Source organism: Nocardia arthritidis, from assembly GCF_011801145.1.
GTDB classification, from domain to species: domain Bacteria; phylum Actinomycetota; class Actinomycetes; order Mycobacteriales; family Mycobacteriaceae; genus Nocardia; species Nocardia arthritidis_A.
In genome coordinates, this window is the sequence record NZ_CP046172.1 from 1,838,344 (window position 1) to 1,864,785 (window position 26,442).

Here is a 26,442-nt window from a genome sequence, read left to right on the forward strand (position 1 = left end):
ATGGCTGCGTCTTACCGAGTGTGTACACCCACCGGTGTACACTTGCCGGTATGGAGGATCAGCTCAGTGTTCGCGAAGCCCGCGCCCAGCTTCCGGCGATTATCAATGCCGCGGTTCAGGACGGGCATGTCACCGTGATAACTCGTGCGGGTGCGCCTGTAGGGGCATTCATTCCCATGTACATGCTGGCAAAGCTCGAAGAGTGGGAAGATGAGCAACTGGCGAGTATGGCCGATGAGGCGCTCGCTGAGGGGGGCGAGCCGGAGCGAATCACCCTGGGTCAGATGATGGATGAGATACTCGAAGCCGGCGGGCATCAAGGTGCCGCGTGAAATACGAATTCGTTTGGACGCCGATTGCTCGGCGGCAATTGCGTGCGATTCCGCAACCGGCGGCGCTGGCATTGCTGACCGCGCTGACTCTGCTCGGTGACGACCCCTATCGGCGCGATGGCGTCGATGTGAAAGCACTGACCGGTCGCTCGGGCTACCGCCTGCGAGTGGGCGACTATCGCCTTGTCTATCGCGTTGACGACGGCAAGCTGATTGTCCTCGTCGTGGCCGCCGGACATCGACGCGAGGTCTACGAGCGCTGATCGAAGAACTGGGCGTTTCTCAATCCGCAGCAGGAGGCCTTCGCCGTCGACGGAGGTTGGGCGCTGAGCGGGGCGAAGCGGTTCGTCTCCGGCGCCGAGATCGCCGACTACCTGTTGGTGAACGCGCTGGTGGACGGCGTGCCAACGTTTTTCGGCGTGGTGCCGGACGCGACGGTCTCGGTGATTCCGATCTGGGACACCCTCGGGCTGCGCGCGACCCGAAGTCAATTGCTGGCCTTCGACAATACGGTGCTGTCCGGTGAATATCGCGGGCGCGCCCCGGGTCCCGGCGATTTCGCGGTGATTCCGGCTGGGCTGCCCGCGATTTCGCTCGGTATCGCCGATGCCGCGCTCGATGCGCTGGTGGAGCACGCCCGTTCGCGCGTCATCCTCGGCAAGCCGCTCGCGCATCAGCAGTGGGTGCAGCATGAAGTGGCCGACGTACAAACCAAACTCGCCGCCGCACACGCACTCTACGATTGCGGGTTGGCCGAGGCGGACGAGGGCCTGCCGTCCTTCTTCCCGACGCTGGTGCGGTCGAAGTATCTGGCGAACAAGGTCGCGGTGGAGGTGGCGCAGCTCGGCGTCCGGGTCGGCGGCGCCTCCGGCTACCTGAAACAGTCACCGATCCAACGACATCTGCGCGACGCCGAGGCCGGACAGCTCATGGCCTACTCGACCGAGGTGCTCGCGGGCGAAATCGGCATGGAGGTATTGGGCATTTCCGAAAAACATTGACCCGCACGGAAATCACTCGATACGCGCCGCGACAGCGGGTAATCGATCCACCATCGCGATGGCGAAATCGGCGACGAGATCGATCAATTCGGCTCGGCCGATGTCCAGTCCGCCGTCCAGCCAGACCAGGACGAGTTCGGCCGCGCCGCCGGTAATGAGCTGTGAGGTCGCCGCGACCGCCAGGTCCTGCCCATCGGGCAGGTGCAGGACCAGGCGGGTCTGCTCGATGATCACCTGCGCGACCTGGCGCATCCCGTCGAATCTGCTGCGCATCAGTGCCGGGCTGCCATACGCCTGCGCGAAGGCGATCTGCGCGCGCCGCGGATCGTCGGTGAGGTCGGTGATGAGCGCGGCGACGCCTGCCCGGATCCGGTCGGCCGGTTCGCCCGGCGTCTCGGCGATGGCGGCCTGCGCCCTTTCTAGCGCGGAGCGCTGCACCTCCAGCAGCAGTCCGGCCGCGAGCGCGTCCAGATCCGGGAAAGCCTCGTAGAAGAAGCGCGGTCCTACCTTGGCCAGCTCGCATACCCCGCGCACCGTCAGGGCGGAAAGTCCTTGGGTACCAACAATTTCCAATGCGGCATCGAGTAACCGCCGCCGCCGGTCGGCCTGGCGTTCGACGGTGGATGTCCCGCGGTAGGTGCCGGTGGATGCTCGGGTCACGGGTTCAGCGTAGACCAAATCGGGAAACAACCGTTTACGGAAACGAGTGTTTCCCGTATTGTCAGAGGTATCGCACCGCCGCGAAGGGATCGACCATGACGCTTCTCCTGCCTCCATCGATCGATGCGGTGACCAGCGGCGTCCGTCAGGCGCGGGCGATGTTGGCCTGGCAAGCGCAGCGGGTGGGCGCCGGTATCGCCGGGCACTATCCGGTTCGGCCGCGACCGCTCGCCACGCCGCCGCCGGGAAGTGGATTGCGGCCTGTGCTCGGCGATTTCGGGCCGCCGGGCATCGGCTACACCCTGCAGGTGCTCGCCGATCCGATCGCGTTCTCCCAGGAGCGGGTGCGACGTTACGGCCCGGTGCAGTGGATGGGTGTGCTCGGCCGCCGTGCGGTGGCGGTCGCCAGCCCGGAGGCACTGGAGGCGGTGTACCTGGACCGGGCGAAAGTCCTTTCGGCGCAGCGTGGTTGGGAATATCTGATCGGTCCGTTCTTTCGCGGCGGCCTGCTGCTTCGCGACTTCGACGAACATCTGTTCCATCGCCGGATCATGCAGCAGGCGTTCACCAGGACCAGATTGGTCGGCTATCTCGAGCTCACCACGCCGCGGATCACCGCGGGGGTCGCGGGCTGGCGGCCGAGCCGCAACTTCCATGCCTACCGGGCGATCAAGCAGTTGCTGTTGGAGCAGGCGACGGAGGTGTTCGCCGGTGCGGAACTCGGTCGCGACGGTGCGCGGTTGGAGCGCGCCTTCGAGGATGCGGTGCGCGGTGGCCAGGCGCTGATCCGCACCAATATGCCGGGCGGAATCTGGGCCCGCGGCATGCGCGGCCGTCGGGTGCTGGAGGAGCATTTCCGCCGCGAGCTGCCCGCCAAGCGGGCCGGTGCGGGCGCGGATCTGTTCAGCGTGCTGTGCCGGGCGAAAACCGAAGAGGGACATACCTTCACCGATGAGGAAATCGTCCAGCACATGATCTTCGTGATGATGGCCGCGCACGACACCAGCACGATCGCCACCTCGATGCTGATCTACGAGCTGGCGCGGCATCCGCACTGGCAGGATCGCCTGCGCGCGGAATCGCGCGCGCTGGGCAAACCCGCGCTCGACTACGCCGATCTGGATCGGCTGCCCGCGCTGGATATGGCCTTCCGCGAGGTGCTGCGCATGTATTCGCCGGTGGGGCAGCAGGTTCGGGAAACCGTCGCGGACACCGACCTGCTCGGCCACTACATACCCGCGGGGACGCTCATCATGTGCGGCTCGTACGCCATGATGCGCAGCGACGAATACTGGCGCGACGCCGCCGTTTTCGATCCGGAGCGGTTCGCGGCCGAGCGTCGCGAGGACAAATCGCACCGGTTCGCGTGGGCGGCCTTCGGCGGCGGCGCGCACAAGTGCATCGGCATGTATTTCGGCGGTATGACCGTGAAAGCGGTATTGCACCAGATGCTTTCGCGCTACCGCTGGAGCGTGCCGGATGGCTATCGGGTTCCGCTCGTCGCGACCACCGGCCCGACGCCCGGCGACGGACTGCCCATTCGCCTGGAACGGTTATCCGACTGAAATTCGTTGGCGCGGTATGAGTTCAGACATCGAGGCCGTGCTGGAGGGCCGTGATGGTGGTATCCAGGATCCGGTGCAGCGCGGTGATGGAGTGATCGGCGCCGAGCGTCCAATTGTCGAGGGCCACCGCGAACGCGGTGAAGCTGGTCGCGGCGGCGAGCTGCGGGCGCAGATCGGTCTCCGGTAGGCCGGAGCGGGCGGCGAAGCGCTGGGTCAACGCGTGTTTGCGGCTCATCGCACCGGTGAAATTCTCCTGCCGCAGTTGCGGATTGGTGACAAGCACATGCCTCGCCCTGCGCGCGGTGTCGGCCTGCCGGTCGAGCCGCTGCCGGTCGTCGGTGTCCAGCAGTAGGTCGCGGACCGCGTGACGCAGTGCGGTGAGCGCGGATTCGCCGGGCGGGCGGCGGTCGAGCGCCGAAAGCAGTTGCGCCATCAGATCTTCCTCGTGCGCGAAGACCACCGCCATCTTGGAGGGGAAGTGCCGATGGAAGGTACGGCGCGAGACGTGCACGGCGTCGGCGATCTGCTGCACGGTGGTCTGCTCGAAGCCCTGCCGCTCGAACAGGCGCAGCGCGGTATCGATGAGCTGCCCGCGCACCCGGGTCTTCTCGCGTTCGCGCAGCCCGTTCGAATCCGTCATCGACCCCTCCCGTTATCCGCGTCACAGTCAATGGTGTCTCAAAGTGACACTTTCTAGGATAGCGGGAGCAAAGTGTCTCAATGTGACACCATCGAAAGTGAAAGGAATGCGCCGTGCAACTGCGACGCACAGTGCTCGCCCTGGCCGCCGCCGGCCTGCTCGCCGGACCGCTCACCGCCACCGCCGCGGCCGAACCCGCCGGTCAGGCACCGGGGACCGTGGTGCGCGACGAGGCGCTACCCGCGGACCTCTGGATCGCAGGCACCGGATCGGCCCGCCGCCTGACCTACTGGACCCAGACCTCCGACGGACGGCCCGCGCTGTCCACCGGCGCGATCTTCGTTCCGGCGGGCACGCCGCCCGCAGGTGGCTGGCCCGTCGTTTCGTGGGAACACGGCACGGTCGGCGTGGCCGACGAATGCGCGCCATCCGTCGCGGGCCGCTCCGGTCGCGACATGGCATACCTGGCCACCTGGATGAAGCAGGGCTATGCGGTGGTGGCGACCGATTACATCGGCCTCGGCACGCCGGGCGTGCACACCTACCTCGACGGGCGGGCCGAGGCGCACGCCGGAATCGATATGGTGCGCGCGGCCCGCGCGGTGGAGCCGGCTCTCGCGGCGAAGTGGGTGGCCATCGGCCAGTCGCAGGGCGGCGGCGCCGCGGTGTTCACCGCCTCGCTGGCCACGAAATACGCGCCTGAGCTCGATTATCGCGGCGCGGTGGCCACCGGGCCCGCCTCCAACGTTGTCGAGGCGGCCATGCTCATCGGCCCGCGGACGCCGCCGATTCCGTCCGCGCACATCACCGCGTACGCGACCTATGTGATGAACGGGCTGCAAGCGTCCCGGCCGGACTTCGACCTCGACAGCTACCTGACACCGGTCGGCCGGGAACTCGTAACCGCCGCGCAGACCGAATGTTTCACCACGCTCGCCGACCGCATCGGCGGCGTGACGGTGAATCAGCTGTTCTCCCGGCCACTTTCGGAGGGCGATTTCGCCACCGTCGCGCATTCGGTGATGGATGTGCCGCTGACCGGTTACGACCGCCCGCTCTTCATCGGCCAGGGCACCAACGACACCGACGTCTTGGCCCCGCTCACCACCAAACTCGTCGCGGACCTGACCGCCAACGGCGTTCGGCCCGAGGTGCACTTCTACCCGGGGCTCGACCACAGCGCGACCGTCGCGGGATCGCTTCCCGACAGCGTCCCGTTCGTGGCTCGCGCCTTCGCCTGACGCCCCGAGGTTTCGGCTACCCGCGCATGTGATGGTCTGCGCGGGACGCGAATCGCCTACGAACCGGCGTTCAGGAAGTTGAGGACGAGTGGTGTTGCGACACTGCGGAATTCGTCGAAGTACGCGTGGCGGGCGCCGGGGATCAAGTGCAACAGCGCGCCGGGGATGCGGTCGGCGATCAACGGGGCGTTGGCGGTCGGGTTGAAGATGTCGTCGGTGCCGTGGACCACCAGGGTGCGGGATCGGATATGCGGCAGGGCATCCCACGCGTCGTGCTGTGCGCTGGCGACGCGGTGCCAGCGCTGTGCGTACGGCGGCATGGCCGGGTCGCCCAGCGTGTTGAAGGGGCCGGGTTCGGTGGCGAGCCAGGCGGGGGTGTACATGAGTTCCAACAGGGCCTGCCGGGCGGCAGCCGGATCACGTTGGGCGAGTGACCTTTTCACGTCTTCGCTGCGTTCGAGGCCGTGGGCGCCGCCGGGGGAGGTGCAGCCGAGGACCAAAGCGCCGACGCGGTCCGGGTGGCGGACGGCCAGCCACTGGGCCACCCGGCCGCCCATCGATGTGCCGTACACATCCGCTCGCGCGATGCCCGCGTCGTCCAATACCGCGATCACGTCATCGGCGAATCCGGTTGTGCTGTAAGGGGTATCGGGCCGGTCGCTGTCGCCGGTGCCGCGCCAGTCGAGCGTGACGGTGCGTCGCGTGGCGTCGAAGTCGTCCCGGATGCCGTCCCACCAGTGATGGTTGTTCGCCTGCCCGGCGAGCAGGATCAGCGGGTCGCCCGCACCCGAGACCTGGTAGGCGATGCGGACCCCGTCCGCGGCCTTCGCGTACGGCACGGCTAGCTGTACCTCCGGTTCGAACAGCGAATCATGTGCCCGATGGTAACCGGCCGGTCTCGGCCGCCGTCCGGCCCACACTGCCTGATAGCGTGCGGTCATGCAGGACAGCGACACCACCGCACCGGTATTCCTCGGGCTGGGCGCAGGGCCGGGCGTCGGCCTGGCCGTGGCCAGATGCTTTGCCCGCGACGGCTATTCGATCGCGTTGGCCACCCGGTTCGCCGAGGAGGCGGAGCCGCTGGCAAAAGACCTGCGCGAGAGCGGTTTCACAGCCGATGGCCTCGGCGTAGACCTCGCCGATCCGGACGATGTCACCCGATTGGTAACCGAAGTGGGCGAGCGGTACGGGCGCATTGACGTCCTGCACTTCAACCCCAGCATCTTCCGCGAAGCCGATCCACTCCAGCTGACGGTGGCCGAACTGGTCGCCGACTTCACGATCGGCGCCGCCGCGCTGCTGCCCGCCGTGCAGGCCGCCAAGGCCTACTTCCCGAAGGGCGCGCGGGTGCTGGTCACCGGTAGCGCCGCGGCCGATAAACCGTGGAACCGGGCCGCCTCGCTCGGGGTGCAGAAGGCGGCCGTGCGCAACCTCGTCATCAGCCTGGACACCACCCTCGCGCCGGAGGGCGTGCGTGCGGTGGCGGTGCAGGTGAACGGCGTGCTCGACAGCGGAAAGTTCACCAGGGAACGCGTCGCCGAGGCACTGTATGCCGCGGCTATCCGCCCTGACGCGGAATGGACGCCGCACGTCGCCTTCGACGGATAGTTCGATCCGTCGGCAGCGGGTACCCGGCGACCATGAGCACACCCGAGATCGATCCGACGACGGCCGAATCGCGACAGCAGGACCCGGATTTCGCCGAGGAGCACCGGAAACCGACCCACGCCGACGAACATTCGCAGCCCGATGCCATCGAGCGCGACGAGTCGACGCCGGATGAGCACGGCGGCATGGATTTCTGACGCACGGATCAGGCCCGTTCCCGCACGGAGTGGGAACGGGCGCTCAGGGTGGCGTCGCTCAGGCCTGCTGGCCGAGCTCTACCTCCAGCGACAGGTTGATCTTCTCGCCGATCACCGCGCCGCCGTCCGGCAGCGGCATATCGATGGTGATGCCGAAGTCGCGGCGGTTCAGCACGGTCTTGGCCTCGAAGCCCGCGACCGGCCCGTGGCCCATGCCCGGGTTGACGCCGAGGAATTCCACCTGCAGCGTCACCGGCTTGGTGACGCCGTGGATGGTGAACTCGCCGTCGACCTCGAATTCCTCTCCGTTCACCCGGAATCCGGTGGACTTGAAGGTCGCCACCGGGAATTCCTCGACGTGGAAGAAGTCGGCGGTGCGCAGGTGCGCGTCGCGCTGCTCGTTGTCGGTGGTCACCGAATCGACGCGGATCTCGGCCTCGGCGGTGGCGCTGCCGTCCTCGCCGATCACCAGCTTGCCGCTGAAATCGGTGAAGCGCCCACGGATTTTGCTCACCATCAGGTGGCGGACCGAGAAGCCGAGGGTGGAATGGGCCGGGTCGATAACCCAGGTGCCCGCGGTGAGCTTGTTGGCGGTGTCGGTGGACATGACGTCTCCTCGAGTGTTGAACAATTCGATTGTCGGACAGGGAAGTTCGGCGCCGTTGCCGAACGATCAGGCAGTGCCGCCGCCCAGCAGTTGGGCGAACGGCACGGGTTCGTCGTAGGGATCCGCCGGACGTCCCGGGCGGTCACCGCTCAGGACACCGGCGAATTCGCCTGCCGCGCGGGCGATCCGGGCGTTCAACCCGTCCGTTGTCGCGGAGGCCCAGTCTTCGGATGCGGCGAATACCGAGGTCGGCACCACCGTCGAACGCAGGTAGGTGAACATCGGACGGATGGCGTGCTCGAGGGCCAGCGAATGCCGCGCGGTGCCGCCGGTGGCCCCGATCAGCACCGGCATACCGGTTAGCGAATCCGGTTCGAGCACATCGAAGAACGTCTTGAACAGCCCGCTGTAGGACGCGTTGAAGATCGGCGTGACGGCGATCAGCCCGTCGGCGGTCGTCACGCCCCCGATGGTCGCGCGCAGCGCCGCCGACGGAAAGCCGGTGAGCAGGTTGTTTGCCAAATCGTGTGCGTGGTCGCGCAATTCGATGACGTCTACCCGGACATCTCGGTCGGGCAGCGCTCGCTCGGTGGCGGCCGCGAGCCGGTCGGCGAGCAACCGCGTCGACGATGGTTCGGACAGTCCGGCGGAGATCACCGCGATGCGCTTCATGCGATCACCGAATCCTTCTGCGCCGCAACGAGGCTCGCATGGGTCGGGGCGTCGGGAACGTGGGCGGGGCGCCCTGCGGCGAACTCCTTGCGCAATACCGGGACGACCTCCTCGCCGAGCAGATCCAGTTGCTCCAGCACCGTTTTCAGCGGTAGGCCCGCGTGATCCATCAGGAACAGTTGGCGCTGATAGTCGCCGAAGTACTCGCGGAAGGTGAGCGTTCGATCGATCACCTGCTGCGGACTGCCGACGGTGAGCGGTGTCTGCTCGGTGAACTCCTCCAGCGTCGGCCCGTGCCCGTACACCGGTGCGTTGTCGAAGTACGGCCGGAATTCGCGCACCGCGTCCTGGGAGTTCTTGCGCATGAACACCTGTCCGCCGAGCCCGACGATCGCCTGGTCCGCCGAGCCGTGCCCGTAGTGTTCGTAACGCCTGCGGTACAGCGAGATCAACCGCTGGAAGTGCTCTTTCGGCCAGAAGATGTGGTTGGCGAAGAAGCCGTCACCGTAATAAGCGGCCTGCTCGGCGATTTCGGGGCTGCGGATGGAACCGTGCCAGACGAACGGCGCTACGCCGTCGAGCGGGCGCGGTGTCGCGGTGAACGATTGCAGCGGGGTGCGGAACCGGCCCGCCCAGTCCACCACGTCCTCGCGCCAAAGCCGGTGCAGTAGTTGGTAATTCTCGATGGCCAGCGCGATGCCGTCCCGAATGTCCTTGCCGAACCAGGGATACACCGGGCCGGTGTTGCCGCGGCCGAGCATCAGGTCGACCCGGCCGTCGGCCAGGTGCTGCAGCATCGCGAAATCCTCGGCGATCTTCACCGGATCGTTGGTGGTGATCAGGGTGGTCGCGGTGGACAGCTGCAGGCGCTCGGTGCGCGCGGCGATATAGCCGAGCATCGTGGTGGGCGAGGACGGTACGAAGGGCGGGTTGTGGTGCTCGCCGGTGGCGAAGACGTCGAGACCGACCTCCTCGGCCTTCTGGGCGATGGTCACCATCGCCTTGATCCGCTCGTGTTCGGTCGGCGTCCGACCGGTTGTCGGATCGGTCGTCACATCACCGACGGTGAAGATTCCGAACTGCACGCCACCCTCCTTGGTGAAGTAGTCTGCCACTCATTTGGTGGATGTGGCAACCAAATGAACCGACCAAGGTATTGGGGTATTCCCGATCCCGTTCGGTGGCGTAGGTCACTACACTTGTTTTCCCGAGATGTGGCGAGAGGGGCAGGCCATGGGCGGCGCGGATCCGTTACTGGCCATGATCGCGGAAGAGGCGCGGCGGCACGGATATTCGTGCCGGGTGCTCGCCAGCGACGAATTGGTCCTGACGCACAGTGGCGCGAGCTTCGCCATGTCGCTGGTGAACCTGCGCAGGTTGATCGCCCGCGAGCCGCGCGACGAGTGGCGGGCCATGGTGGCCGACCATCTGAGTACCGGCATCGCCAGCTTCGAGCTGGAACAGCGCAATCCGTTCGACTTCCGCGAATTCGGCGATGTCCGCGGGCTGGTGCGCACCCGGTTGTATCCGAGCACGGCCGCCGCGGGCGGCGCGGTCCGCCGGTTCGTCGCACCGGGCCTGACCCAGCGCATCGTGCTCGACAACGTGCACGCCGTGCGCACGGTGACCTACGACATGCTGCGCGACTGGCCGATCAGCGAGCGCGACCTGTTCGAGCTGGCCGAACGCAATGTCAGGGCCGACGGACCGCTGGACACCCTCACCACCGAATTCGACGATCCGATGGCGGCCGGGCTGCCGTTCTCCATCCTGTTCGGCCCGGAATACACGACCGCGCACGCACTCTGGCTGGCGGAATACCCGGTGACCGGGCGGGCGGGGGCGCTGCTGATCATCCCGTCCAAGCGCTTTCTCTACACCTATCCGATCAACGATCTGGACGTGCTGCGCGCCGCGGTGATCCTGGCCCGCCTCGCCGTCCACGGCTATGCCGAACAGCCTTGGCCGGTAAGCCAATTCGTCTATCACTGGCACGGGCGGGTGCAATTGGCCGCCACCACGTTCAGCAACGAGGACGGCATCACCATGGTGCCGACCGACGACTTCCACAGCCTGCTGAACGCCCTGGAAAGTATCTAGTGCCTCTAGGACAGATACTGCCGCAACCACGGCAGACCGAGTTCGCGCAGGACATGGGCGCCGGTGTCCAGCGAGACACCGCCGAAACCGTGGTCGAGGAACGGCAATTCGACGTAGCGGTTCGGCACGCCTGCCGCGCTCAGCTTGTCGGCGTACGCGGCAGTGTGGTCGGCGAGCACCAGATGGTCGCCGCCGCCCTGGACGATCAGGGTCGGCGGGGAATTCTTGGTGATGTAGGGGTCGGAGTTCACGGCGGCGTAGCGGTCGGCGTATTGCGCGGGCGGTCCGCCGACGTACTTTCGGGCCGCGTCGACGCCCACCGCGGTCTCGGTGCCCGACGCGGTGAGGTCGACCGCCGGGTAGAGCGCGATCACGGCGCGAATGCGCGGCAGTTCGGCGGCGGTGCCGCAGGTGGGTTGCAGCGCACCGGAATTGATCTTGTTGGCCACATTGACGGCCAGGTTGCCGCCCGCCGAGCCGCCGAGCGTGGCGACCCGGCTCAGGTCGAGGCGGTATTCGGGGCGTGGGCGCTCGCCCAGGTCAGCGCGCAGCCGACATCGCCCTCCTCGGTATCCCACCGGTGGTGTTGACCGTCGGCCAGGCGGTAATCGACATCGAGGACGGCGTAGCCCTGCTGGGCCAGCCAGGTGGTGTACGGGTTCGTGCCGCGGCTGCCCATGATGAACGCGCCGCCGTGGATGCTCACCACCAGCGGTGCGGCGGAGCCGTTTTCGGGGAGGTAGAGGTCGGCGCGCATCGGCTCGCCGTCCAGCGTCGCGTAGGTGACGGTGTGCGTCGGCGGCTTACCGGTCTGCCGGAACGGCGCGGCCGGTGCGAACGCGACCCAGCTGCCGGTGGCGTTGTGCACCGAGAACGCGAGCACGGCGCTGGTCACCAGCGACAGCGTCAGCGCGAGCGCGGCGAGGCCGGTCACCGCGCCCGCGAGCCGCTTCCGGTCGCCCAGGCGCAGCGCGAACAGCGCGACGAGCACGCTGATAAGTGCGAGCGGCACGATCCACGAGCCGAGACCGTCGCGCAGCGAATCGATCATCAGGATGGTCGTCTGCGGGAAAGTGTGCCGCAGTGCGGGCATGGTCCAGGAGACCGGAATCACCGCGAGCAGCTGGCCGATCAGCACGAACAGCCCCAGCAATACGGCGGCCAGCAGTAGCACGGCCCTGGCCACGCGGATCCAGGGGCCTCGCTCAGTTTCGGTCGTTTGCTCGGTGCTCATCCGGATTGCTGCCCTTCGCCTGGTGGAACTCGAACTATCCGACGCGATGGCGCAAGGGTACCGACCGTATGGTGTGTGCTACCAGGTGTAAGTGACCGCCCGGCGGGTGAATCAGCGCACGGCGGTGGCCTCCAGTCCGCGCGGTTTCTGTTCGTAGACGAACTCGACGCGCTGTCCGGCGGTAAGTGTTTTGTATCCCGGCGTGACGATGGCGGTGTAATCGACGAATACCTGGCCGATGGGTTCGTCGGGATCGATGAAACCGAAACCCTTTTCGGTGTCGAACCAGCGCACCGTCCCCCGGTGCCACGGTGTCGTCATAGCACTGGAGTGTGCAGCGTCGGGCGTGGTTGTGGAAGGCGCGGCAGGCGTCATGCGGAAGTTGCGGCCGGGGTGGGTTCGGTATCGGGGGACATCACCTGTTGCCACCATCTCGCGAGCGGGCTGGGATCGGGCCATCGGATGGGTTCGTCCGCGCTGTCGGGCTGCGGGAGCGTGCTGCGCGCGGAGGTCGACAGTGGGTGCTGTTCGGCAATGGGCATGACGTGACTCTCTGCGGTTGGTGACGCGAGCATGAAGCACCGCGAGCACGAGGGGGAGCACCGTGCTCGCGGTGGAAAGGGAGGAAGATGTGACTTTGTTCGTGGGGTCACCCGCTTCAGCGATGCGGTGGCCGGTTCCGACGCCACATCGTGTGGCAGTGCGCTGGTCTCCGGTTCATTCGATGCGCCTGATCTGGCCGTTCCCCGCACGCTGTCGCGTGGATTCGAGCATGGACTGGCATCACCTGCCCTTCATGTGAAATCAACTGCACTGCACTAAGTTTCGATTCATGCGACCGCTGCCTCCGGCTCGCGGAGGTGCGCGTTCGGTGGCCATGACCGGTAACGCCGGTTGCCGGCCGGGTGTTGGTAGCGCGCCCTCGGTCGGTCCGGTCGCCGGTTGCCGCGACGTACCGGTGCGCAGTGGCGGTGACCGTCGCGCTCGGCATACGGTCATTGCCGCGCAAAGGATCTCGTCGATTTCGGCATACAGCTCGGTGACCTCGGGCGGGTCGAGCACCGCGAGCGGCCTGATCTCTCCGGTGGACATATCCGACACTTCCTTCGCGAAAAGTGTTGGTTCCGTGGATCAGACGCGGATGTCGAGCCGTTCCGTGCGGCAGGGAGGCGGCGTGCGCCGGAAAGGACTACGGAACGAATCGGAATGCCTCAGCATGGTCGCCACCTCCAACTCACTCGTATCGGGTTCGACTGGTGTCAGATAATCTATGTCATCGGACACACATTTCTTATATCACTACCTATAGGAGATCGCAAGTGGGTTGGGCAGGTAATCTTTGCTAGATGCGGGAAGTGAGAATGCGATGAGCCGTGACCAGGCCGGTTCGCCACGGCACCCGGACCCCGGCGAAGGGGTGTACGGGATCTCGGTGGCCGCCGGACTCTCCGGTGTCGGGGTGCAGACGCTGCGCCTCTACGAGCGGCACGGGCTGCTCAACCCGACCCGCAGCGCGGGCGGTACGCGTCGCTACAGCAGCGACGATCTCACGCGGTTGCGCCGCATAGCCGAACTCGTCGCGGCCGGAGTGAATTTGGCGGGCATCGGCCGCATCCTCGCGCTGGAGGACGACAACGCCGAGCTGCACGCCGACAATGTCCGGCTGCGCGATCACAACGCGGAGCTGCGCGGGCAGGGGTGAGGTGCGGTCGGGGCGGTGCGCTAGCGTCGGCGATATGCGGCTTCACGTGGGATGTGCGATGTGGACGCACCCGGCCTGGCAGCAGGCGCCCAGCGAGCGGTTGCGGTCCTATGCGGACCGGTGCACGGCGGTGGAGGGCAATACGACGTTCTACGCGACGCCCGCCCGGCGCACCGTCGAATCCTGGGCGCGGCAAACCGATTCGGATTTCCGCTTCATGATGAAGCTGCCGAAGACGGTCACCCATGAGCGAAGGATGTCGGGGGCCGACGCCGAACTCGGTGCCTTCCTCGACGCGGTCGAACCGCTCGGCCCGCGGCTGCACGCGCTGTGGGCGCAACTGCCCGCCTCGTTCGGCCCGACCGATCTGGGCGTGCTCGCCGCCTTCCTGCGCGGGCTGCCCCGCACCTACCGGCCCGCGGTGGAGGTGCGGCACCGGGCGTTCTTCGAGGACGAGCGGGCGGCGCGGCAGCTGGAGAGCGTGCTCGGCCGGGTCGGCGGTGAATGGATAACCTTCGACACCACACTGCTTTTCGACGGTGCGCCGATTTCGCCCGCCGAGCGCGAGGCATGGTCGAAGAAGCCGAGGGTGCCGCGGCGCACCGTCGCGCTCACCGAACACCCGATCGTCCGATTCCATGGCCGCGACGCCGAGGAGCGCACCGTCGCGGGGTGGCGGCCGTGGGTCGATGTCGTCGCCGACTGGCTGCGCGAGGGGCGCTCACCGACGATGTTCATCCACACGCCCGACAATGCCGCGTCGCTGGAGCTGGCGCGCCGGTTCCACGACGAGGTGCGGGCGCGGGTGCCGGAGCTGACGCCGCTGCCCGAACCGGCGCCGGCCGAACCCATGACGCTGTTCTGATCAACCCGCGATCATGCACGCCCGGCCGACTCCTCCAGCCCGTAACCCAGGCGGATGTCGTGGGTGGCCCGGCCGCCGGATACGGTGACGCGGCTGGTGACGGGCGGATAGCCGCGCGCGACGACGGTGTACTCACCCTCGGGCAGGTCGGGGACGAGATAGCGGCCGGTGTCGTCGGTTTGCGCGGTCGCGGTCAGGTCGCCGACCGCGTCGAGCAGCATGATCTGCACATCGGGTACGGATCTGCCCTCGGCCCAAGCCGTTCCGGCGAGTACCGCCATCGGCTCCAGTTCGATGTCGTGATGGAGCAGGCCGCTGTCGGTCACGGTGAGCGTGGTCGCGGCGGGGCGCATGTGGTCGGCGACGGCGACCATGGTGTACGTGCCCGACACCACGCCGTGGCAGGCGTAGCCGCCGTCGGCGGTGGTGACCGCGGCGCCGACCACCTCGCCGTGCGGATCGGTGAGCGTTACGGTGGCGCCGGGCAACGGATTTCCGCTCACCGCCGACCTGACGACCCCGGATACCTCGCCGGACCCGCTGAGCGTGAGGTCGAGCCGCTGCGGCCACGGCCCCGCGACCACGCTGATCGCGGCGGGTTGATGGCCGCCCGCGGACACGATCAGCACGTAGCTGCCCGCCTCCGGCGCGTCGATCGCGTATTCGCCGTCGGCATCGCCCGCCCCGCGGGCCACCTGGTGGCCGCGTTTATCGATCAGGGTGAGCGCCGCGCCCGGCACCGCGCGGCCGTCCGCGTGCCGGATTCGGCCCGTCAGTGAGTGCTCATCGGAAGTGGTTGCGCTGCTGTATATTTCGGGTTCAGGTTCAAAGGCATCGTTCCATTCCGCACCCTCGAAGGTGACCGGAATGTCTTCCAGCGGAATCTCTTTCATGAACAGCAGCACCGCACCCGCCAGCACGGCGACGGCCGCCGCGGCATAGAACACCCAGTCCATCGAATCGGTGAATCCGACCAGGATCGGCGCCCGCAGATCGGCGGGCAGGTCGGCGATGCCAGTGGTATTGCTCTGCAACTGGCCGAGCCGCGTCGCGTCGAGTCCCGGCGGCAGCTGCCCGCCGAACGCGTCGACGATCTTGTGCGGCAACAGGTTGAACAGGATGGTGAGGAAGATCGCGACACCGAGCGTGCCGCCCATCTGCCGGAAAAACGTTGCCGCCGCGGTGGATACGCCCATATCCCGGCGCGGGCACGCGTTCTGCGCCGCGAGGATCAGCGGCTGCATGCACGCGCCGAGCCCGGCGCCGATCACGCCCTGGTACACCAGCGAATGCCAGAGCGGGCTGTCGTAGTGCACCCGGCCGAACAGCACCGATCCGGCCGCGACGACGAAGCAGCCGAATACCGCGAGCAGCTTGTAGCGTCCGCTGAATTTGGTGATCATTCCGCCCAATTGGGCGCCCGCCATGATGCCGACCACCAGCGGCAGCATCAGCAGACCCGCCCGGGTGGGCGAATATCCGCGCACCACTTGCAGATACAGCGGCACGACGACGATCGCGCCGAACATGGCGACGCCGAGTACGAATCCGCCGACGATGGCGACGCTGAAGGTCGAATTCCGGAACAGGCGCAGCGGGATCAGCGCCGCGTCCCGCATCAGGAATTCGGCGAGCAGGTAGAGCGCCAGCCCGCCGGCCGCGATCCCGTAGCAGAGCAGTGCGCGATCCGACCGCCAGCCCCAATCCCGGCCCTGCTCGGCGATGATCAACAGCGGCACAACGCAGATCGTCAGCGCGAGCGCGCCCGGCCAGTCGATGTGCTGGCGCTGCCGCTGATGCGGCACGTTCAGTACCCGCGCGACCACGATCAGGGCCACCAGCCCGATCGGCACGTTCACCAGGAACACCCAGCGCCAGCCGTCGAGCCCCCAGAGCCGGTCGTAGTTCGACAGCAGGCCGCCGAGCACCGGCCCCAGCACCGTCGCGCTACCGAATGCGATCATGAAAACGCCCTGGTAACGCACGGTTTCGCGGGGTGGAACAAGATCGGCGATGATGGTGAACGCCAGCGACATCAGCCCACCGGCGCCGAGCCCCTGGAAGGCGCGGAATCCGGCCAGCTCGTACATCGATGTCGCGAAGGTGCAGGCGATCGATCCGATGACGAACAGCCCGATCGAGATGAGATACCAGGGTTTGCGCCCGTAAATGTCGGCGAGCTTGCCGTAGAGCGGCGTGGCGATCGTCGCGGTGATCAGGTAAGCCGTTGTCGCCCATGCCTGTTGGTCGAATCCGTGCAGGCTGTTGGCGATTCGGACGATCGCGACGCTGACAATGTTCTGGTCCAGTGCGCCGAGGAAAACGCCGAGTAGCAGCCCGGACAGGATGGTGAGGATCTGCCGGTGCGACAGCGCCGCCCGCTCACCGGCGACCAGGTCCGGCGCCGGTGCCGGGGCCTGGGCGGTCGTATTCGTCATGGATGTGCCCTGATTCTGAATCGGTCAACGGTGGCAATGTCGTGCGCGGTGCGCGGCACAAAACAAACTGCTCGGTCGAACTGACGGTGAATCTCAGCGTGCTACAACGGCGGCGATCTTACCGGTACGGTTTCCGCCGTCTTTAACGAGGCTAACGGCAGACCGCCCGTTACCCGGCGGTGGGGTTGGCACCACCGCATTCGGCCGTACGAGCCCCATGGACGGGGCGGCGCCGATGCCGGATGCTGGGCGAATGCGCATGCGGCACAGCAGGATCGCGGCGACCCTCGCCGTGGTGCTCGCGACCGGTACGGCCTGCGGCGGCACCGCAGATCCCGGTTCCGGTGCGCCGGACGGAGTTTGGGAGGTCACCGACTACGGCACGGTGCTCGACGTGCGCGGCGACCTTTTGCAGACCTATCAGGTGACGTCGATCAGCTGCCTGAAGGGCGATGCCGGGACCGGACCGGACCATCGCTTCACGCTGCCCGGCTCCGACGTGTACACGGTGCGGCCGGGTGCCGGTCCGGACCGTGCGCTGCTGCACGTCGACGGTTCGCCAGGCGACCTCGCGCTGCGTCGGTTGCCGAGGCTGCCCGAGGCGTGCGACGCGCCGCCGCCACCGGCGTTCGACGTCTTCTGGCAGACCTTCCGGGAGCACTATCCGTTCTTCGCCATGAAAGGCGTTGACTGGCAGCAGGTTCGGGATCGGTTCCGGGAGCGCGCGGTGACCGCCGACGATCCGGGTCTGTTCGCGGCGCTGCGGGATATGGTCGCGCCGCTCAACGATATGCACGTCATGGTGTCGGCGGGCGATCTCGGCAGGTTCACCATGGTCAGGCCGGGCACCGAGATGCCGACCCGAGATCTGGATACCAAGGTGCGTGAGCACATTCGGCGCCGGGACCTCGGCGATCAGCCGTTCACCGAATTCGCCGGTGGCCGGATCGCGTTCGCCACGCTACCCGGCCATCCGGAGTACGGCTATCTGCGCGTCTCCGGTTTCGCGGGCTATACCGCCGCGCACACCTTTGCCGCCGACAGCGCCGAATTGGACCGGGCCATGGACGCGATCCTCACACCCGGCCTGCTCGGCCGGATGCGCGGACTGATCCTGGATCTGCGGGTGAACGGCGGCGGCGCGGACAGCCTCGGCCTGCAATTGGCCGGACGGCTCACGGACCGGGCGTATTTCGCCTATACGAAGAAGACCGCGGGCACCGATGCGCGCACCTTCTCCGTCGAACCGGGCCGGACGCGCTATACCGGGCCGGTCGCCATCCTCACCGGCGGGTCCACCGTGAGCGCGGGCGAAACGTTCACCCAGGCAATGATGCGACGGCCGGGCAAGACGGTGCGGATCGGCCAACCGACGCAGGGCGTGTTCTCGGATGTGCTGGAGCGCAAGCTACCTGGCGCGGGCCATGACGATTGGGCCTTCGCGCTGCCCAACGAGATCTTCCTGACCGCGGACGGTCGCGCATTCGACGGCACCGGAATACCGCCCGAGCTGGCCGAACCCGTCTTCACCGACGAGGAATTCGCGCAGGATCGGGATTCGGCCTTCGATCGGGCGGTCGCCTGGTTCGGCTCGTGATCAGCCGGTCAGCGATCGGGACAGGCGCTTTCGCGTGCTGTCCAGCACTGCGGGATCCAGATCGGCGCGCGCGGTGAGCAATTCGAGCACGCGCAGCACCTGTAGCGCGTGAACACGTTGCGGTAGTTCGGGTTCCGCGGGATCGATACCGGCGCTCACCAAGAATTCCGGCCAGGCCGGGTCGTCGATACGCGGGCCCGCGAGGCCGACCGACCAGGCCCACCAGGCCGGGTCGAGTAGTCGATCGGCCAGCCGCACCGATTCGAAATCGAGTAGGCCGGTGAGCGCGGCGCCGTCGGTCAGCATGTTGTCCGGCGCGAAATCGCCGTGTGCCAGTCGAATCTTGCGGTTCGCGAACAGGTCGGGCACGGTGTGCAGCAGCCGATCGAGCGCCGCCCGCTCGGCGTCGGTGAGCGCCGGATCCAGTTGTGTCACCCAATTTTTCGCCCGGGCCACCAGCCTGCGTGGATCGGCCCACAGATCGTCGATGCCGAGACCGGCCGGGCGCAGCCGCCGGAAACGGGCGAGCAGTTCACCCATCATCCGCGCGGATTCGACACTGCTGGAATCCATTTCATCGCTGACCGAGACCGGGACGCCCGGCAGCGCGTCGAAGACGATCCACGCCGGATCCGCGTCGAGATCGAAGTGCCGGACCCGCGGTATGGCGATACCGCGCAGCGCGGCCGGATCCAGCAGCGCGAGCATCACCCGGACTCTGCGTTCGGCATCCACCCGGCTCCGATAGCGTTGCAGCACAACGCGCGCACCGTCGGTGAGGGTGATGAGTTCGGTCCGATTCCGGAATCCCGCTGGCGCGGCGGCCCGTTCGGCGATGGGCTGGGCAAGTATCCGCTCCAGCCAGTCATACTCCTCGCGATCCACCCGGCCACACTAGTGGTCGCGCAACGGAATCGCTTACTTCATCCGCGGGACAGTGCCGCCCGGATAGGTCGCGCCGATGGCGTCGGTATATCCGACCTGCACCTTGTAGTAGCGGTCGTCGGGGCCGTATGCGACGTAGAACACCAAACCCTCCGGGCGTCCCGGTCCCGAATACGGTGCGCCTTTTACGAATCTGTCGAGCACCGGGTGCAGGTGTGTCGGGAAGTTGTCGATATCGCAGCGCAGCGGAAAACAGATGCGGCGCATGCGGGGTGAGGTCCAGGAGAAGGTGCGGTAGAGGTTGAAGGTGCCCGTCAGCAGCCGCAACTCCTCCTCGGAGGCGGGCACGAAGTCGAGATCGGCCAGTATCCGGGAGATTTCGGCCGGGGGGAGTTCGCCGGGCGGGAACACCTTCGAATACAGGTTCATCGTTCGATTGGCGAAATCCACTGCCATGATGCCGATTTCGCCGCCGTAGCGGTCGAGGTGCGCGGCATGGGCGCGGGCGCTATCCGGTATGCCCGGGAATTCGAGCATCCGCGTCACCGGAACCAGTTCGGGAAAGACCGTCCAAATCTTCTGCACGCCGCTTGTGACCGAGACGTCAACGCCCCAGGCCACCGGTACCGCGTCGCCGACCGCTGTGAGCAGCTGTTCCATCGGGTGGCCGGTGTAGGTGAGCAGTCCGGCTTTGCGCAGCCGCGGCACCAGATCGGGTGCGTTGGAATGCATCATGCGCACGTTGAGCTCGCGCTCGGCCACCGGATGCGTTGTGGTTCGAACGCCGACCACCGAGGTGGTCCACAGGTCGGCCAGCGTCTCCAGTATGGGGTCCATGACCGCGGAGTCGTACTCGACCTCGGCCAGGTCCGCGTAGCGGCGAAGATCGTGCCGGAATTGCTCGAGCGTCACGCCGGGCGTGCTCATGGTCACCTCGAATACCCACGTGCAGGTGTGGGCTGTGGTCCGTAACAGCGATGTCGTGGCTCAGAATAACTCTTCGTGCACGGACGTTTGGGCGCTCGGACCAAACCCGGCCGACCTCCGTCTTCTGGTTATTACCTCCGAAGTAGTGGACACTACGGTTTGTAGTAGATACTGTGTGTGTTGTCAGAGCCGCACCATGGGAGGGCGACATGACGATCACAGAGATCTTCGCAGTCAATCTTGGGCAATCCGGTGTCCCCGTGCCGCGTGGGGTACGGAACTTCTTCCGGATATTCTCGTTCTAGCTCGGGCCTTCGCCCAAAAACCTTGCTGCATTTGATGTTCTAGCCTTCGCGCGCATGCGCGCCGCAGGGCTGGTTCAGGCTGCGGCGAGACGTCCAGCCGCAGCACTTCGACGTTCTGCGATGTTGCTGTTATGGTATGTATGTACCATCAAAAATGAATGGGAGAGTGGTATGCCGGTCAGTGTGGACCGACGTCCAGTTCTTGCCGCCGCCGTATTCGGGCTGCTGGCGTCGGCGGTCACCGGAGCGATCGGTCGGCCGCTGTTGGGTGGATTCCTTTGTGCCGGACTGATATTGGGATTCGGCAATGCGCTGATCACCCGGTGGGGCGTATCCGGTGATCTCGACCGATCGCGGTTGGCCGCCACCTCGGCATTGAGATTGCTTGCGGTAACGGTGATTTCGTTGGTGATCGGCTACTTCGTTCGTCCCGACGGTATCGGTATATTCTTCGGGCTCACCGCATTTCACGTCATCATGGCGCTGCACATGGGGCTGCCCGCGCCGCGCAGGCTGCGATCATGAGCGCCGAGGTGCGCGCGGGCGCGAAAATCGAAGTGGGCGAACATCAAACGACCCACCTGCTCGGCATGGACTTCAATGTCGACACCATCCTGTCCACCGCGGTGGCCGCGGCGGTCGTGCTCGGACTCGCCTTCTACCTGCGCGCCCGGCTCACCAGCGGCGTGCCGAACGGGGTGCAGCTGTTCTTCGAGACGGTCACCGTGCAGCTGCGCGGACAGGTGGAAAGCGCGGTGGGACTGCGGATCGCGCCCTATGTGCTACCGCTCGCGGTGACGCTGTTCGTCTTCATCCTGCTGTCCAATTGGTTGTCGGTGCTGCCGGTCCAGTACGGGTCCGGTGAGCTGATCAAACCGCCTGCCACCGACGTCAACTTCACCTTCGCGCTGGCGCTGTTCGTCTTCGGCTGCTACCAGTGCGCCGGGATCGTGCGGCGCGGTCCGTTCGGGCACGTCCAGCAGCTGCTCAAGGGCCATACCGGTTGGGGGCCGATGATTTTCATCAACGTCATCGAGGAGTTCGCGAAACCGCTCTCGCTCGCGCTGCGGCTGTTCGGCAATATGTTCGCGGGCGGCGTGATGATCTCGGTGATCACCCTGCTGCCATCCTGGATCAGCTGGGGGCCCAACGCCGTCTGGAAATTGTTCGACCTGTTCGTCGGGCTCATCCAGGCCTTTATCTTCGCCCTGCTGACCATCCTCTACTTCGGTCAATCCACCGCGCTCGAGCACGAAAAGCATTGACCGGCAACCGATCTGTTCACCTTTTCAACGAAGAAAGGCAGTGATGACAATGACGGATATCACCTCGGCGGCGATCGTCCAGGCGGCCGCACTCCTCGCGGGCGGTTTGATGATGGTCGGCGGCGCGATCGGCGCCGGCTTCGGCAACGGCATGGCCGCCTCGGCGCTCATCAACGGCGTTGCGCGGCAACCGGAATCGGAAGGCAAACTGCGCGGCAACTTCCTGATGTCGGTCAGTCTGGTCGACGCCGTGTACTTCATCAACCTGACGTTCATGGCACTGTTCGCCTTCGCGACACCCGGGAAGTAGCACCATGGCGACGAACAACCTTGCGGGACAGAACTTCCTGATCCCGAACGGGACCATACTCGTCGAGTTGCTGCTCTTCCTGATCGTGCTCGCGGTCATCTGGTTGTTCGTCGTGCCCCCGATCCGCAAGGTGCTCGCGGATCGGGCGGCGCGGGTCGCCGAGACCGCCGCGGACCGGCTGCGGGCCGCGGAATCGACCGCGGCGGCGCAGGATCGCTATCGGTCCGAGCTGGCGGACGCACGGGTGACGGCGGCCGAGATCCGGCGGCGGGCGCGGCTGGAGGGGCAGGCCGCGGTCGCGGCGGCCCGGCTGGCCGCGCAGGCGGAGACCGACGAGATGGTTGCCCGCACGGCCGTCGAATTGCGGTCGCGGGCAGCGCGATCCGAGGAAGAACTGCGCGCCGAGGTCGAACCGTTGGCCCGGCGCCTGGCCGACCGAGTGGTGGCGGACCGATGACCGAACGGCACGGGCTCTACGAAATCACCTGGGACTGGCCGGTTTTCCTCAGCCAGCTGTTCGGCTTCGGGGTGATCGTGCTGGCCGTCGTGAAATGGGTGCTACCGCCCGCACGGGCGGCGATGGCCCGGGCTCAGGCGACGATTCGCACCCAATTGGCCGAGAGCGAACAGGCCAAGCTCGAATTGGCAAGTGCGGAACGGGCTTTGGCGGAATCGGCGACCGGGGCTCCCGCAGCGGCCGAGCGGGTGCGGCGGGACGCGCTCGCCGCCGCCGACCGCGTCGCGGCCCGGTTCGCCGCGCAGGCCGCCGACGAGGCGGATCTGGTTCGCCGCCAAGGTCACGACCGGGTGTCCCGCCTGCGCCGCGAGCTGACCCGGGAACTCGAGAGCGCCATGCGGACCGCGGTATTGGACCGCACCGAACATCTCGTCCGTCAGCGCCTCGCCGCACCGTCGGCCAGGGCGGCGAGCATCGACCGGTTCCTGGACACCCTGGACCACCGTCCGAGCGATAGCGAGGAGGTGCGTGCCGATCTCGTAATGCCGTAAGGCAGCGACCTTTCGCCGCGGTACCTGGTGTGCCGCGGCGAATGCGGTCCAGCAAATGGTTGCCGAATAATAGCCTCGGCGGCCGAGCTGGTCGGTTACGGTGGACAACATGCCGATTGCTCGACGATCGCTCTTGGCGCTCGGTGCCGCCGGGGCCTCGACCCTGCTGCTCGACGCCTGTGGGTCGGACAAGAAGAAGAGTCACGACAAGACGACGCCCGCGCCCGCACCGCCCCCGGCGCACGGCGGCGCGATGCCGAATACGGTGATGATCATCCGGCACGGCGAGAAACCGACGGGATCCGGTGCGCCGTACGGTGTTACCGAGGCGGGGGAGAAGGACGGCAAGTCGTTGACGGTCGTCGGCTGGAATCGGGCGGGTGGGCTGGCCGCGCTGTTCGATCCGCGGGCGGCGGACGGTTCCCCCGCCGAGCTGCGGCCGCATTTGTTCCGGCCGGCAACGATTTTCGGGTCCAGTCCGAACGGGGACGGAAGTAAACGGCCGTTGGAGACGATCACGCCGCTCGCCGCCGCGCTGGGGCTGACGCCCAATCAGCAGTACACCAAGGGGCAGGAGGCCGAACTCGTCGCAGGGCTGGCAGGCGCGGCGGGCCCGGTCCTGATCAGCTGGCAGCACGAGAAGATCGGGGCGATTCTCGCGCAGCTCGGCCCCGCCGATCCGACGCCACCCGCGAATTGGCCGGACAACCGTTTCGATATGGTATTCGTGCTCACCCGGAATTCACCCGGGGACCGGTGGACTTTCACCCAGGTGCCGCAGTTGCTGCTCGCCGGCGACCTGCCGACGCCCATCTAATACCAGTGGTGCTGCTGCCAGAATTCCCAGGCCGCGTCGGGGCTGCCGTATCGGTGATTCATATAGTCGTATGCCCAGCGGATCTGGGTCAGTGGATTGATCCGCCAATCGGGCCCGTGTGACGCCATCTTCTCCGGCGGTAGGGCCTGGCCGAGGCCATATGCGCCGCTGACCGGGTTGATCGCGAATGTGTTCCAGCCGCTTTCCCTGGTGATGATGTTGTCGAACGACGGAAATTGACTGGCCGGAACCACGAGTCGGGCCAGGGTTCGCGGTGCGGCGCCGAAAATCGGCAGAAAATAGCCGGGGCCCGGAATATCGGACAGGCCAGGCAATACCGCCGAGAACGCGGGTGTGACCGGGATATCCGGGTCGTCGTCCGCGCTTGCCGCGGGCGCGGCAACGATCGCGAGCGCGCCGAACAGCGCCGTGACGACGGCGATCCTGGCGGATCGTCGGCGAGGCGGATTCGAGCGCGACATGGATCAATTTGCCTTTCGCGTCATATGGCGGATTTGTCCAATATGAGGAGCGAAGGACAGCAAACCATTAGTTATCGAAAGGTATGGCGAACCAACCCGGCGTGTCCGCCATCGATTACCCTGCGCCTCATGCCTTTCGTCATCGATGGCTCCGTGACCTGCTATCTGATGCCCGACGACCATGACGAGGCCGAACGACGATTCCTGGAATTGGTGGCCGCGCCCGGCGAAACCTGGCTCATCGCCTACAGCTTCACCTTGGCGACGGCGGTGGACGAATTGATCGCCGCACATGGGCGCGGGGTGCGGCTGCACCTATATCTGGATCATTCGCAATCGACGGGAAAGGCGGAGCATCCGGTCATTTCCCGGCTGGTGGCGGCGGGTATCGAGGTCACCATCGGGACGAGCACCAGCGGCGCCGGATATATCTGCCACAGTAAAGGGCTGGCCGTCGACACCGCGGCTGGTCCGCAATGCTGGGAAGGGTCGGTGAATTTCAGTAGCACCGGCTGGCTACAGGTGAATACCGCGATGAATTTCGCGGCGGCCGACTGGCGCGATCACTTCGTCGCGCAGTTCAATACGCTGCGTCGCTACGCCTGGACGCAGGAGCGCGATCTGCAACTGATGCCGCAGCCGCCCGCGGATCTGAACACCGCCGCCGCGCTGCCGCTGACCGAGACGGGTTGAAGGCGCTACGCCGGAGAGGCGTCATCCGGAGCCGGGTAGATGCGATGGATCGTCAAAGCCGCCGCCAGCAGCCGGGATTCGCTCGGATCGGTGGGGTCGAGATCGGTGAGCTCGGCGACGCGGCGCAGTCGGTAGCTGAAAGTGTTGGGATGCACATGGATTTCGGCGGCCGCGGACTTGCGGTCGGCGCCGTGGCGCAGGTGGGCGTCGAGCGCCTCGATCAGATGCGGGCTGGATAGCAGCGGGGCGATCCGCTCCGCCAACCTGTCCCGGGCCGGTCCCGGCCTGGTGAGCTGGTATTCCAGGAGCAGATCGTCGAGCCGGTAGAGGCCGGCGGGCCGTCCGGCCAGGCGGGCCAGTTCGGCGAGTCCGGCCGCGTCGTGCGCGGTGGCCGGAATGGATTCCCGAGCGACCCAGCGGCTTTCGGCGACGAAGACGTCGACGCCGAAGTGCCCGGTCAGCTCGGCGGCCAATTCGCGGTGGCGGGTGTCGTCGGCATCGGATTCGGCCGCCGCGGGTAGCAGGGCGATGCCGGTCGAACCGTCGAAGGTGGCCAGCGCGGTGGTGCTCGTCAAACCGTCCAGGCAGTGCTGCAGGATCCGGATGCGCCGCCGCGCAATGAGATTGGCGACCGCGCTCGGCTGATCGGTTGGCGCGGTGCGGATCGCGAGCACCGTGTAGCGCTCGGCGAGGGTGGTGTCGGCGCGGGCGGCGAGCTCGTCGGCGGGCAGGCCGCGCAGCAGCGCCGAGCACAGCTCGCGGCGCGCCTCCCGCTCGACGTTGTAGATGGATTGTTCGACGTCGGTATAGGTTTCGACCACGGTGATGGTGATCTGGCGCAGCAGATCGAGCAGCCTGCTGCCGACCGTGACCAGCTCGTCCAGCTCGGCCGGGGCGGCGAGCGCCGCGGCCTCGGCGAGCACCGATTGCGCGGACCCGTGAATGGCCTCCAGCAGCAGCGGCAGCGGAATGCGGTCCTCGGCATGCCGTTCGGCCACCGGCACCACGAAGGTCGCCACCTCGGCCCTGGTGAGCGTCCGGTGCTGGCCGATGGCCTGCAGCACCGCGCGCCCGCAGGCGTAGATCGCGGGCAGCACCTCGGCGGTGAAATGTCCCTGCGGGAGGTCGGCGGTGGGTTGGGTGGTGCCGAGGCCGGCGGCCAGCATCCGCTCGGCGATCTGCGGCCACCGGGTGAGCAACCGGGCGACAAGTGGCGCGTCCTCGGTCAACTGCGGCGGACTGGTGGACATGCTCCGATTGTTTCCGACCACCGGGTGGCGGACAACAATAC

General features: G+C 66.9%; 30 protein-coding genes and 1 pseudogene. 18 read left to right on the forward strand and 13 right to left on the reverse strand.

Going from position 1 to position 26,442, the window contains the following annotated elements; genetic code table 11:
- Nucleotides 1-50: 50 nt before the first annotated feature.
- The 3 genes from F5544_RS08225 to F5544_RS08235 all read left to right on the forward strand — a co-directional run bounded on the left by F5544_RS08225 (nucleotide 51) and on the right by F5544_RS08235 (nucleotide 1,333).
- Nucleotides 51-332: a type II toxin-antitoxin system Phd/YefM family antitoxin gene (locus F5544_RS08225; RefSeq protein ID WP_167472625.1), complete on the forward strand. Its 282-nt coding sequence runs from the start codon at nucleotides 51-53 to the stop codon at nucleotides 330-332.
- Nucleotides 329-595 carry a type II toxin-antitoxin system RelE family toxin gene (locus tag F5544_RS08230; RefSeq protein ID WP_167472626.1) on the forward strand — a complete coding sequence of 89 codons (267 nt, stop codon included), beginning with the start codon at nucleotides 329-331 and terminating at the stop codon, nucleotides 593-595. The genes F5544_RS08225 and F5544_RS08230 overlap by 4 nt, the downstream gene beginning before the upstream one ends.
- A gap of 117 nt (nucleotides 596-712) precedes the next feature.
- Complete coding sequence (locus F5544_RS08235; RefSeq protein WP_238847151.1) at nucleotides 713-1,333, forward strand: acyl-CoA dehydrogenase family protein; 621 nt, start codon at nucleotides 713-715, stop codon at nucleotides 1,331-1,333.
- Nucleotides 1,334-1,345: 12 nt separating this feature from the next.
- Here F5544_RS08235 and F5544_RS08240 read toward each other — a convergent pair whose 3' ends face one another.
- Nucleotides 1,346-1,993 (reverse strand): TetR/AcrR family transcriptional regulator, encoded by a 648-nt coding sequence (locus F5544_RS08240; protein ID WP_167472627.1) that lies wholly within the window; start codon nucleotides 1,991-1,993, stop codon nucleotides 1,346-1,348.
- 95 nt (nucleotides 1,994-2,088) lie between these two features.
- On the opposite strand from F5544_RS08240, the gene F5544_RS08245 reads away from it, so the two are divergent.
- Complete coding sequence (locus F5544_RS08245) at nucleotides 2,089-3,558, forward strand: cytochrome P450 (RefSeq protein WP_238847152.1); 1,470 nt, start codon at nucleotides 2,089-2,091, stop codon at nucleotides 3,556-3,558.
- A 22-nt stretch (nucleotides 3,559-3,580) separates the two neighbouring features.
- Here F5544_RS08245 and F5544_RS08250 read toward each other — a convergent pair whose 3' ends face one another.
- Nucleotides 3,581-4,198: a TetR/AcrR family transcriptional regulator gene (locus tag F5544_RS08250; RefSeq protein ID WP_167472628.1), complete on the reverse strand. Its 618-nt coding sequence runs from the start codon at nucleotides 4,196-4,198 to the stop codon at nucleotides 3,581-3,583.
- A 119-nt stretch (nucleotides 4,199-4,317) separates the two neighbouring features.
- On the opposite strand from F5544_RS08250, the gene F5544_RS08255 reads away from it, so the two are divergent.
- The gene (locus F5544_RS08255) at nucleotides 4,318-5,439 is read left to right on the forward strand and encodes a lipase family protein (protein WP_428847167.1); all 1,122 of its coding nucleotides are present in this window, start codon (nucleotides 4,318-4,320) and stop codon (nucleotides 5,437-5,439) included.
- Between the two features lie 56 nt (nucleotides 5,440-5,495).
- On the opposite strand, the gene F5544_RS08260 is transcribed toward F5544_RS08255, so the two are convergent.
- Nucleotides 5,496-6,278 carry an alpha/beta fold hydrolase gene (locus F5544_RS08260; RefSeq protein WP_238847423.1) on the reverse strand — a complete coding sequence of 261 codons (783 nt, stop codon included), beginning with the start codon at nucleotides 6,276-6,278 and terminating at the stop codon, nucleotides 5,496-5,498.
- Between the two features lie 100 nt (nucleotides 6,279-6,378).
- Here F5544_RS08260 and F5544_RS08265 point away from each other — a divergent pair, with 100 nt between their 5' ends.
- Both F5544_RS08265 and F5544_RS08270 read left to right on the forward strand, forming a co-directional pair.
- Nucleotides 6,379-7,047 carry an SDR family NAD(P)-dependent oxidoreductase gene (locus tag F5544_RS08265; protein ID WP_167472631.1) on the forward strand — a complete coding sequence of 223 codons (669 nt, stop codon included), beginning with the start codon at nucleotides 6,379-6,381 and terminating at the stop codon, nucleotides 7,045-7,047.
- Nucleotides 7,048-7,079: 32 nt separating this feature from the next.
- Complete coding sequence (locus tag F5544_RS08270) at nucleotides 7,080-7,244, forward strand: hypothetical protein (protein ID WP_167472632.1); 165 nt, start codon at nucleotides 7,080-7,082, stop codon at nucleotides 7,242-7,244.
- A gap of 58 nt (nucleotides 7,245-7,302) precedes the next feature.
- Here the strand turns inward: F5544_RS08270 and F5544_RS08275 are convergent, their stop codons facing one another.
- The 3 genes from F5544_RS08275 to F5544_RS08285 all read right to left on the reverse strand — a co-directional run bounded on the left by F5544_RS08275 (nucleotide 7,303) and on the right by F5544_RS08285 (nucleotide 9,608).
- Nucleotides 7,303-7,851 (reverse strand): YceI family protein, encoded by a 549-nt coding sequence (locus F5544_RS08275; protein WP_167472633.1) that lies wholly within the window; start codon nucleotides 7,849-7,851, stop codon nucleotides 7,303-7,305.
- A 66-nt stretch (nucleotides 7,852-7,917) separates the two neighbouring features.
- A complete protein-coding gene (locus F5544_RS08280; RefSeq protein WP_167472634.1) occupies nucleotides 7,918-8,523 on the reverse strand; it encodes an FMN reductase in 606 nt (201 codons plus the stop codon).
- The gene (locus F5544_RS08285; RefSeq protein ID WP_167472635.1) at nucleotides 8,520-9,608 is read right to left on the reverse strand and encodes an LLM class flavin-dependent oxidoreductase; all 1,089 of its coding nucleotides are present in this window, start codon (nucleotides 9,606-9,608) and stop codon (nucleotides 8,520-8,522) included. The genes F5544_RS08280 and F5544_RS08285 overlap by 4 nt, the downstream gene beginning before the upstream one ends.
- A 127-nt stretch (nucleotides 9,609-9,735) precedes the next feature.
- Here F5544_RS08285 and F5544_RS08290 point away from each other — a divergent pair, with 127 nt between their 5' ends.
- Nucleotides 9,736-10,623, forward strand: a complete 888-nt coding sequence (locus F5544_RS08290; protein ID WP_238847153.1) for a hypothetical protein — start codon at nucleotides 9,736-9,738, stop codon at nucleotides 10,621-10,623.
- A gap of 5 nt (nucleotides 10,624-10,628) precedes the next feature.
- On the opposite strand, the pseudogene F5544_RS47445 reads toward F5544_RS08290, so the two are convergent.
- A pseudogene (locus F5544_RS47445) lies at nucleotides 10,629-11,857 on the reverse strand (alpha/beta hydrolase).
- Between the two features lie 111 nt (nucleotides 11,858-11,968).
- Complete coding sequence (locus F5544_RS08305) at nucleotides 11,969-12,178, reverse strand: cold-shock protein (RefSeq protein WP_167472639.1); 210 nt, start codon at nucleotides 12,176-12,178, stop codon at nucleotides 11,969-11,971.
- A 1,045-nt stretch (nucleotides 12,179-13,223) separates the two neighbouring features.
- Here F5544_RS08305 and F5544_RS08310 point away from each other — a divergent pair.
- Both F5544_RS08310 and F5544_RS08315 read left to right on the forward strand, forming a co-directional pair.
- The gene (locus F5544_RS08310) at nucleotides 13,224-13,559 is read left to right on the forward strand and encodes a MerR family transcriptional regulator (RefSeq protein WP_167472640.1); all 336 of its coding nucleotides are present in this window, start codon (nucleotides 13,224-13,226) and stop codon (nucleotides 13,557-13,559) included.
- A gap of 34 nt (nucleotides 13,560-13,593) precedes the next feature.
- On the forward strand, nucleotides 13,594-14,424 hold the full coding sequence (locus tag F5544_RS08315; RefSeq protein ID WP_167472641.1) for a DUF72 domain-containing protein: 831 nt from the start codon (nucleotides 13,594-13,596) through the stop codon (nucleotides 14,422-14,424).
- Nucleotides 14,425-14,435: 11 nt separating this feature from the next.
- On the opposite strand, the gene F5544_RS08320 is transcribed toward F5544_RS08315, so the two are convergent.
- Nucleotides 14,436-16,862 carry an MFS transporter gene (locus tag F5544_RS08320; RefSeq protein ID WP_167472642.1) on the reverse strand — a complete coding sequence of 809 codons (2,427 nt, stop codon included), beginning with the start codon at nucleotides 16,860-16,862 and terminating at the stop codon, nucleotides 14,436-14,438.
- A 253-nt stretch (nucleotides 16,863-17,115) separates the two neighbouring features.
- On the opposite strand from F5544_RS08320, the gene F5544_RS08325 reads away from it, so the two are divergent.
- Nucleotides 17,116-18,459 (forward strand): S41 family peptidase, encoded by a 1,344-nt coding sequence (locus tag F5544_RS08325; protein ID WP_167472643.1) that lies wholly within the window; start codon nucleotides 17,116-17,118, stop codon nucleotides 18,457-18,459.
- On the opposite strand, the gene F5544_RS08330 is transcribed toward F5544_RS08325, so the two are convergent.
- Nucleotides 18,460-19,344 (reverse strand): phosphotransferase enzyme family protein, encoded by an 885-nt coding sequence (locus F5544_RS08330; RefSeq protein ID WP_167472644.1) that lies wholly within the window; start codon nucleotides 19,342-19,344, stop codon nucleotides 18,460-18,462. It abuts the gene before it with no gap.
- A 33-nt stretch (nucleotides 19,345-19,377) separates the two neighbouring features.
- Nucleotides 19,378-20,271: an aromatic prenyltransferase gene (locus F5544_RS08335; protein ID WP_167472645.1), complete on the reverse strand. Its 894-nt coding sequence runs from the start codon at nucleotides 20,269-20,271 to the stop codon at nucleotides 19,378-19,380.
- A gap of 476 nt (nucleotides 20,272-20,747) precedes the next feature.
- Here F5544_RS08335 and F5544_RS08340 point away from each other — a divergent pair, with 476 nt between their 5' ends.
- The 6 genes from F5544_RS08340 to F5544_RS08365 all read left to right on the forward strand — a co-directional run bounded on the left by F5544_RS08340 (nucleotide 20,748) and on the right by F5544_RS08365 (nucleotide 23,976).
- A complete protein-coding gene (locus F5544_RS08340; RefSeq protein WP_167472646.1) occupies nucleotides 20,748-21,101 on the forward strand; it encodes a hypothetical protein in 354 nt (117 codons plus the stop codon).
- Nucleotides 21,098-21,841 (forward strand): F0F1 ATP synthase subunit A, encoded by a 744-nt coding sequence (gene atpB / locus F5544_RS08345; protein ID WP_167472647.1) that lies wholly within the window; start codon nucleotides 21,098-21,100, stop codon nucleotides 21,839-21,841. Before F5544_RS08340 ends, atpB begins: the two co-directional genes overlap by 4 nt.
- A 49-nt stretch (nucleotides 21,842-21,890) precedes the next feature.
- Complete coding sequence (gene atpE / locus F5544_RS08350; protein ID WP_167479065.1) at nucleotides 21,891-22,151, forward strand: ATP synthase F0 subunit C; 261 nt, start codon at nucleotides 21,891-21,893, stop codon at nucleotides 22,149-22,151.
- Between the two features lie 4 nt (nucleotides 22,152-22,155).
- Nucleotides 22,156-22,608, forward strand: coding sequence for a F0F1 ATP synthase subunit B (locus F5544_RS08355; RefSeq protein ID WP_167472648.1), 453 nt, complete (start codon nucleotides 22,156-22,158; stop codon nucleotides 22,606-22,608).
- On the forward strand, nucleotides 22,605-23,159 hold the full coding sequence (locus F5544_RS08360) for a hypothetical protein (RefSeq protein WP_167472649.1): 555 nt from the start codon (nucleotides 22,605-22,607) through the stop codon (nucleotides 23,157-23,159). The genes F5544_RS08355 and F5544_RS08360 overlap by 4 nt, the downstream gene beginning before the upstream one ends.
- 109 nt (nucleotides 23,160-23,268) lie before the next feature.
- Entirely contained in the window at nucleotides 23,269-23,976 is a 708-nt protein-coding gene (locus F5544_RS08365) for a hypothetical protein (protein WP_167472650.1), read from the forward strand.
- Here the strand turns inward: F5544_RS08365 and F5544_RS08370 are convergent.
- On the reverse strand, nucleotides 23,973-24,458 hold the full coding sequence (locus F5544_RS08370; protein WP_167472651.1) for a transglycosylase SLT domain-containing protein: 486 nt from the start codon (nucleotides 24,456-24,458) through the stop codon (nucleotides 23,973-23,975). The genes F5544_RS08365 and F5544_RS08370 overlap by 4 nt on opposite strands.
- A 129-nt stretch (nucleotides 24,459-24,587) precedes the next feature.
- Between F5544_RS08370 and F5544_RS08375 the strand changes: the two genes are divergently transcribed.
- On the forward strand, nucleotides 24,588-25,151 hold the full coding sequence (locus F5544_RS08375; RefSeq protein WP_167472652.1) for a phospholipase D-like domain-containing protein: 564 nt from the start codon (nucleotides 24,588-24,590) through the stop codon (nucleotides 25,149-25,151).
- 5 nt (nucleotides 25,152-25,156) lie between these two features.
- On the opposite strand, the gene F5544_RS08380 is transcribed toward F5544_RS08375, so the two are convergent.
- The gene (locus F5544_RS08380) at nucleotides 25,157-26,401 is read right to left on the reverse strand and encodes a PucR family transcriptional regulator (protein ID WP_167472653.1); all 1,245 of its coding nucleotides are present in this window, start codon (nucleotides 26,399-26,401) and stop codon (nucleotides 25,157-25,159) included.
- Nucleotides 26,402-26,442 lie beyond the last annotated feature (41 nt).

Bases quoted from the DNA above. Each gene is read 5' to 3' on its own strand.
- F5544_RS08365 (WP_167472650.1), top strand. From the start codon at position 23,269: ATGCCGATTGCTCGACGATCGCTCTTGGCGCTCGGTGCCGCCGGGGCC.
- F5544_RS08355 (WP_167472648.1), top strand. From the start codon at position 22,156: ATGGCGACGAACAACCTTGCGGGACAGAACTTCCTGATCCCGAACGGG.
- F5544_RS08265 (WP_167472631.1), top strand. From the start codon at position 6,379: ATGCAGGACAGCGACACCACCGCACCGGTATTCCTCGGGCTGGGCGCA.
- F5544_RS08310 (WP_167472640.1), top strand. From the start codon at position 13,224: ATGAGCCGTGACCAGGCCGGTTCGCCACGGCACCCGGACCCCGGCGAA.
- F5544_RS08340 (WP_167472646.1), top strand. From the start codon at position 20,748: ATGCCGGTCAGTGTGGACCGACGTCCAGTTCTTGCCGCCGCCGTATTC.
- F5544_RS08370 (WP_167472651.1), bottom strand. From the start codon at position 24,458: ATGTCGCGCTCGAATCCGCCTCGCCGACGATCCGCCAGGATCGCCGTC.
- F5544_RS08305 (WP_167472639.1), bottom strand. From the start codon at position 12,178: ATGACGACACCGTGGCACCGGGGGACGGTGCGCTGGTTCGACACCGAA.
- F5544_RS08225 (WP_167472625.1), top strand. From the start codon at position 51: ATGGAGGATCAGCTCAGTGTTCGCGAAGCCCGCGCCCAGCTTCCGGCG.
- F5544_RS08290 (WP_238847153.1), top strand. From the start codon at position 9,736: ATGTGGCGAGAGGGGCAGGCCATGGGCGGCGCGGATCCGTTACTGGCC.
- atpB (WP_167472647.1), top strand. From the start codon at position 21,098: ATGAGCGCCGAGGTGCGCGCGGGCGCGAAAATCGAAGTGGGCGAACAT.
- atpE (WP_167479065.1), top strand. From the start codon at position 21,891: ATGACGGATATCACCTCGGCGGCGATCGTCCAGGCGGCCGCACTCCTC.
- F5544_RS08325 (WP_167472643.1), top strand. From the start codon at position 17,116: ATGCGCATGCGGCACAGCAGGATCGCGGCGACCCTCGCCGTGGTGCTC.
- F5544_RS08280 (WP_167472634.1), bottom strand. From the start codon at position 8,523: ATGAAGCGCATCGCGGTGATCTCCGCCGGACTGTCCGAACCATCGTCG.
- F5544_RS08335 (WP_167472645.1), bottom strand. From the start codon at position 20,271: ATGAGCACGCCCGGCGTGACGCTCGAGCAATTCCGGCACGATCTTCGC.
- F5544_RS08270 (WP_167472632.1), top strand. From the start codon at position 7,080: ATGAGCACACCCGAGATCGATCCGACGACGGCCGAATCGCGACAGCAG.
- F5544_RS08360 (WP_167472649.1), top strand. From the start codon at position 22,605: ATGACCGAACGGCACGGGCTCTACGAAATCACCTGGGACTGGCCGGTT.
- F5544_RS08245 (WP_238847152.1), top strand. From the start codon at position 2,089: ATGACGCTTCTCCTGCCTCCATCGATCGATGCGGTGACCAGCGGCGTC.
- F5544_RS08375 (WP_167472652.1), top strand. From the start codon at position 24,588: ATGCCTTTCGTCATCGATGGCTCCGTGACCTGCTATCTGATGCCCGAC.
- F5544_RS08275 (WP_167472633.1), bottom strand. From the start codon at position 7,851: ATGTCCACCGACACCGCCAACAAGCTCACCGCGGGCACCTGGGTTATC.
- F5544_RS08320 (WP_167472642.1), bottom strand. From the start codon at position 16,862: ATGACGAATACGACCGCCCAGGCCCCGGCACCGGCGCCGGACCTGGTC.
- F5544_RS08380 (WP_167472653.1), bottom strand. From the start codon at position 26,401: ATGTCCACCAGTCCGCCGCAGTTGACCGAGGACGCGCCACTTGTCGCC.
- F5544_RS08315 (WP_167472641.1), top strand. From the start codon at position 13,594: ATGCGGCTTCACGTGGGATGTGCGATGTGGACGCACCCGGCCTGGCAG.
- F5544_RS08250 (WP_167472628.1), bottom strand. From the start codon at position 4,198: ATGACGGATTCGAACGGGCTGCGCGAACGCGAGAAGACCCGGGTGCGC.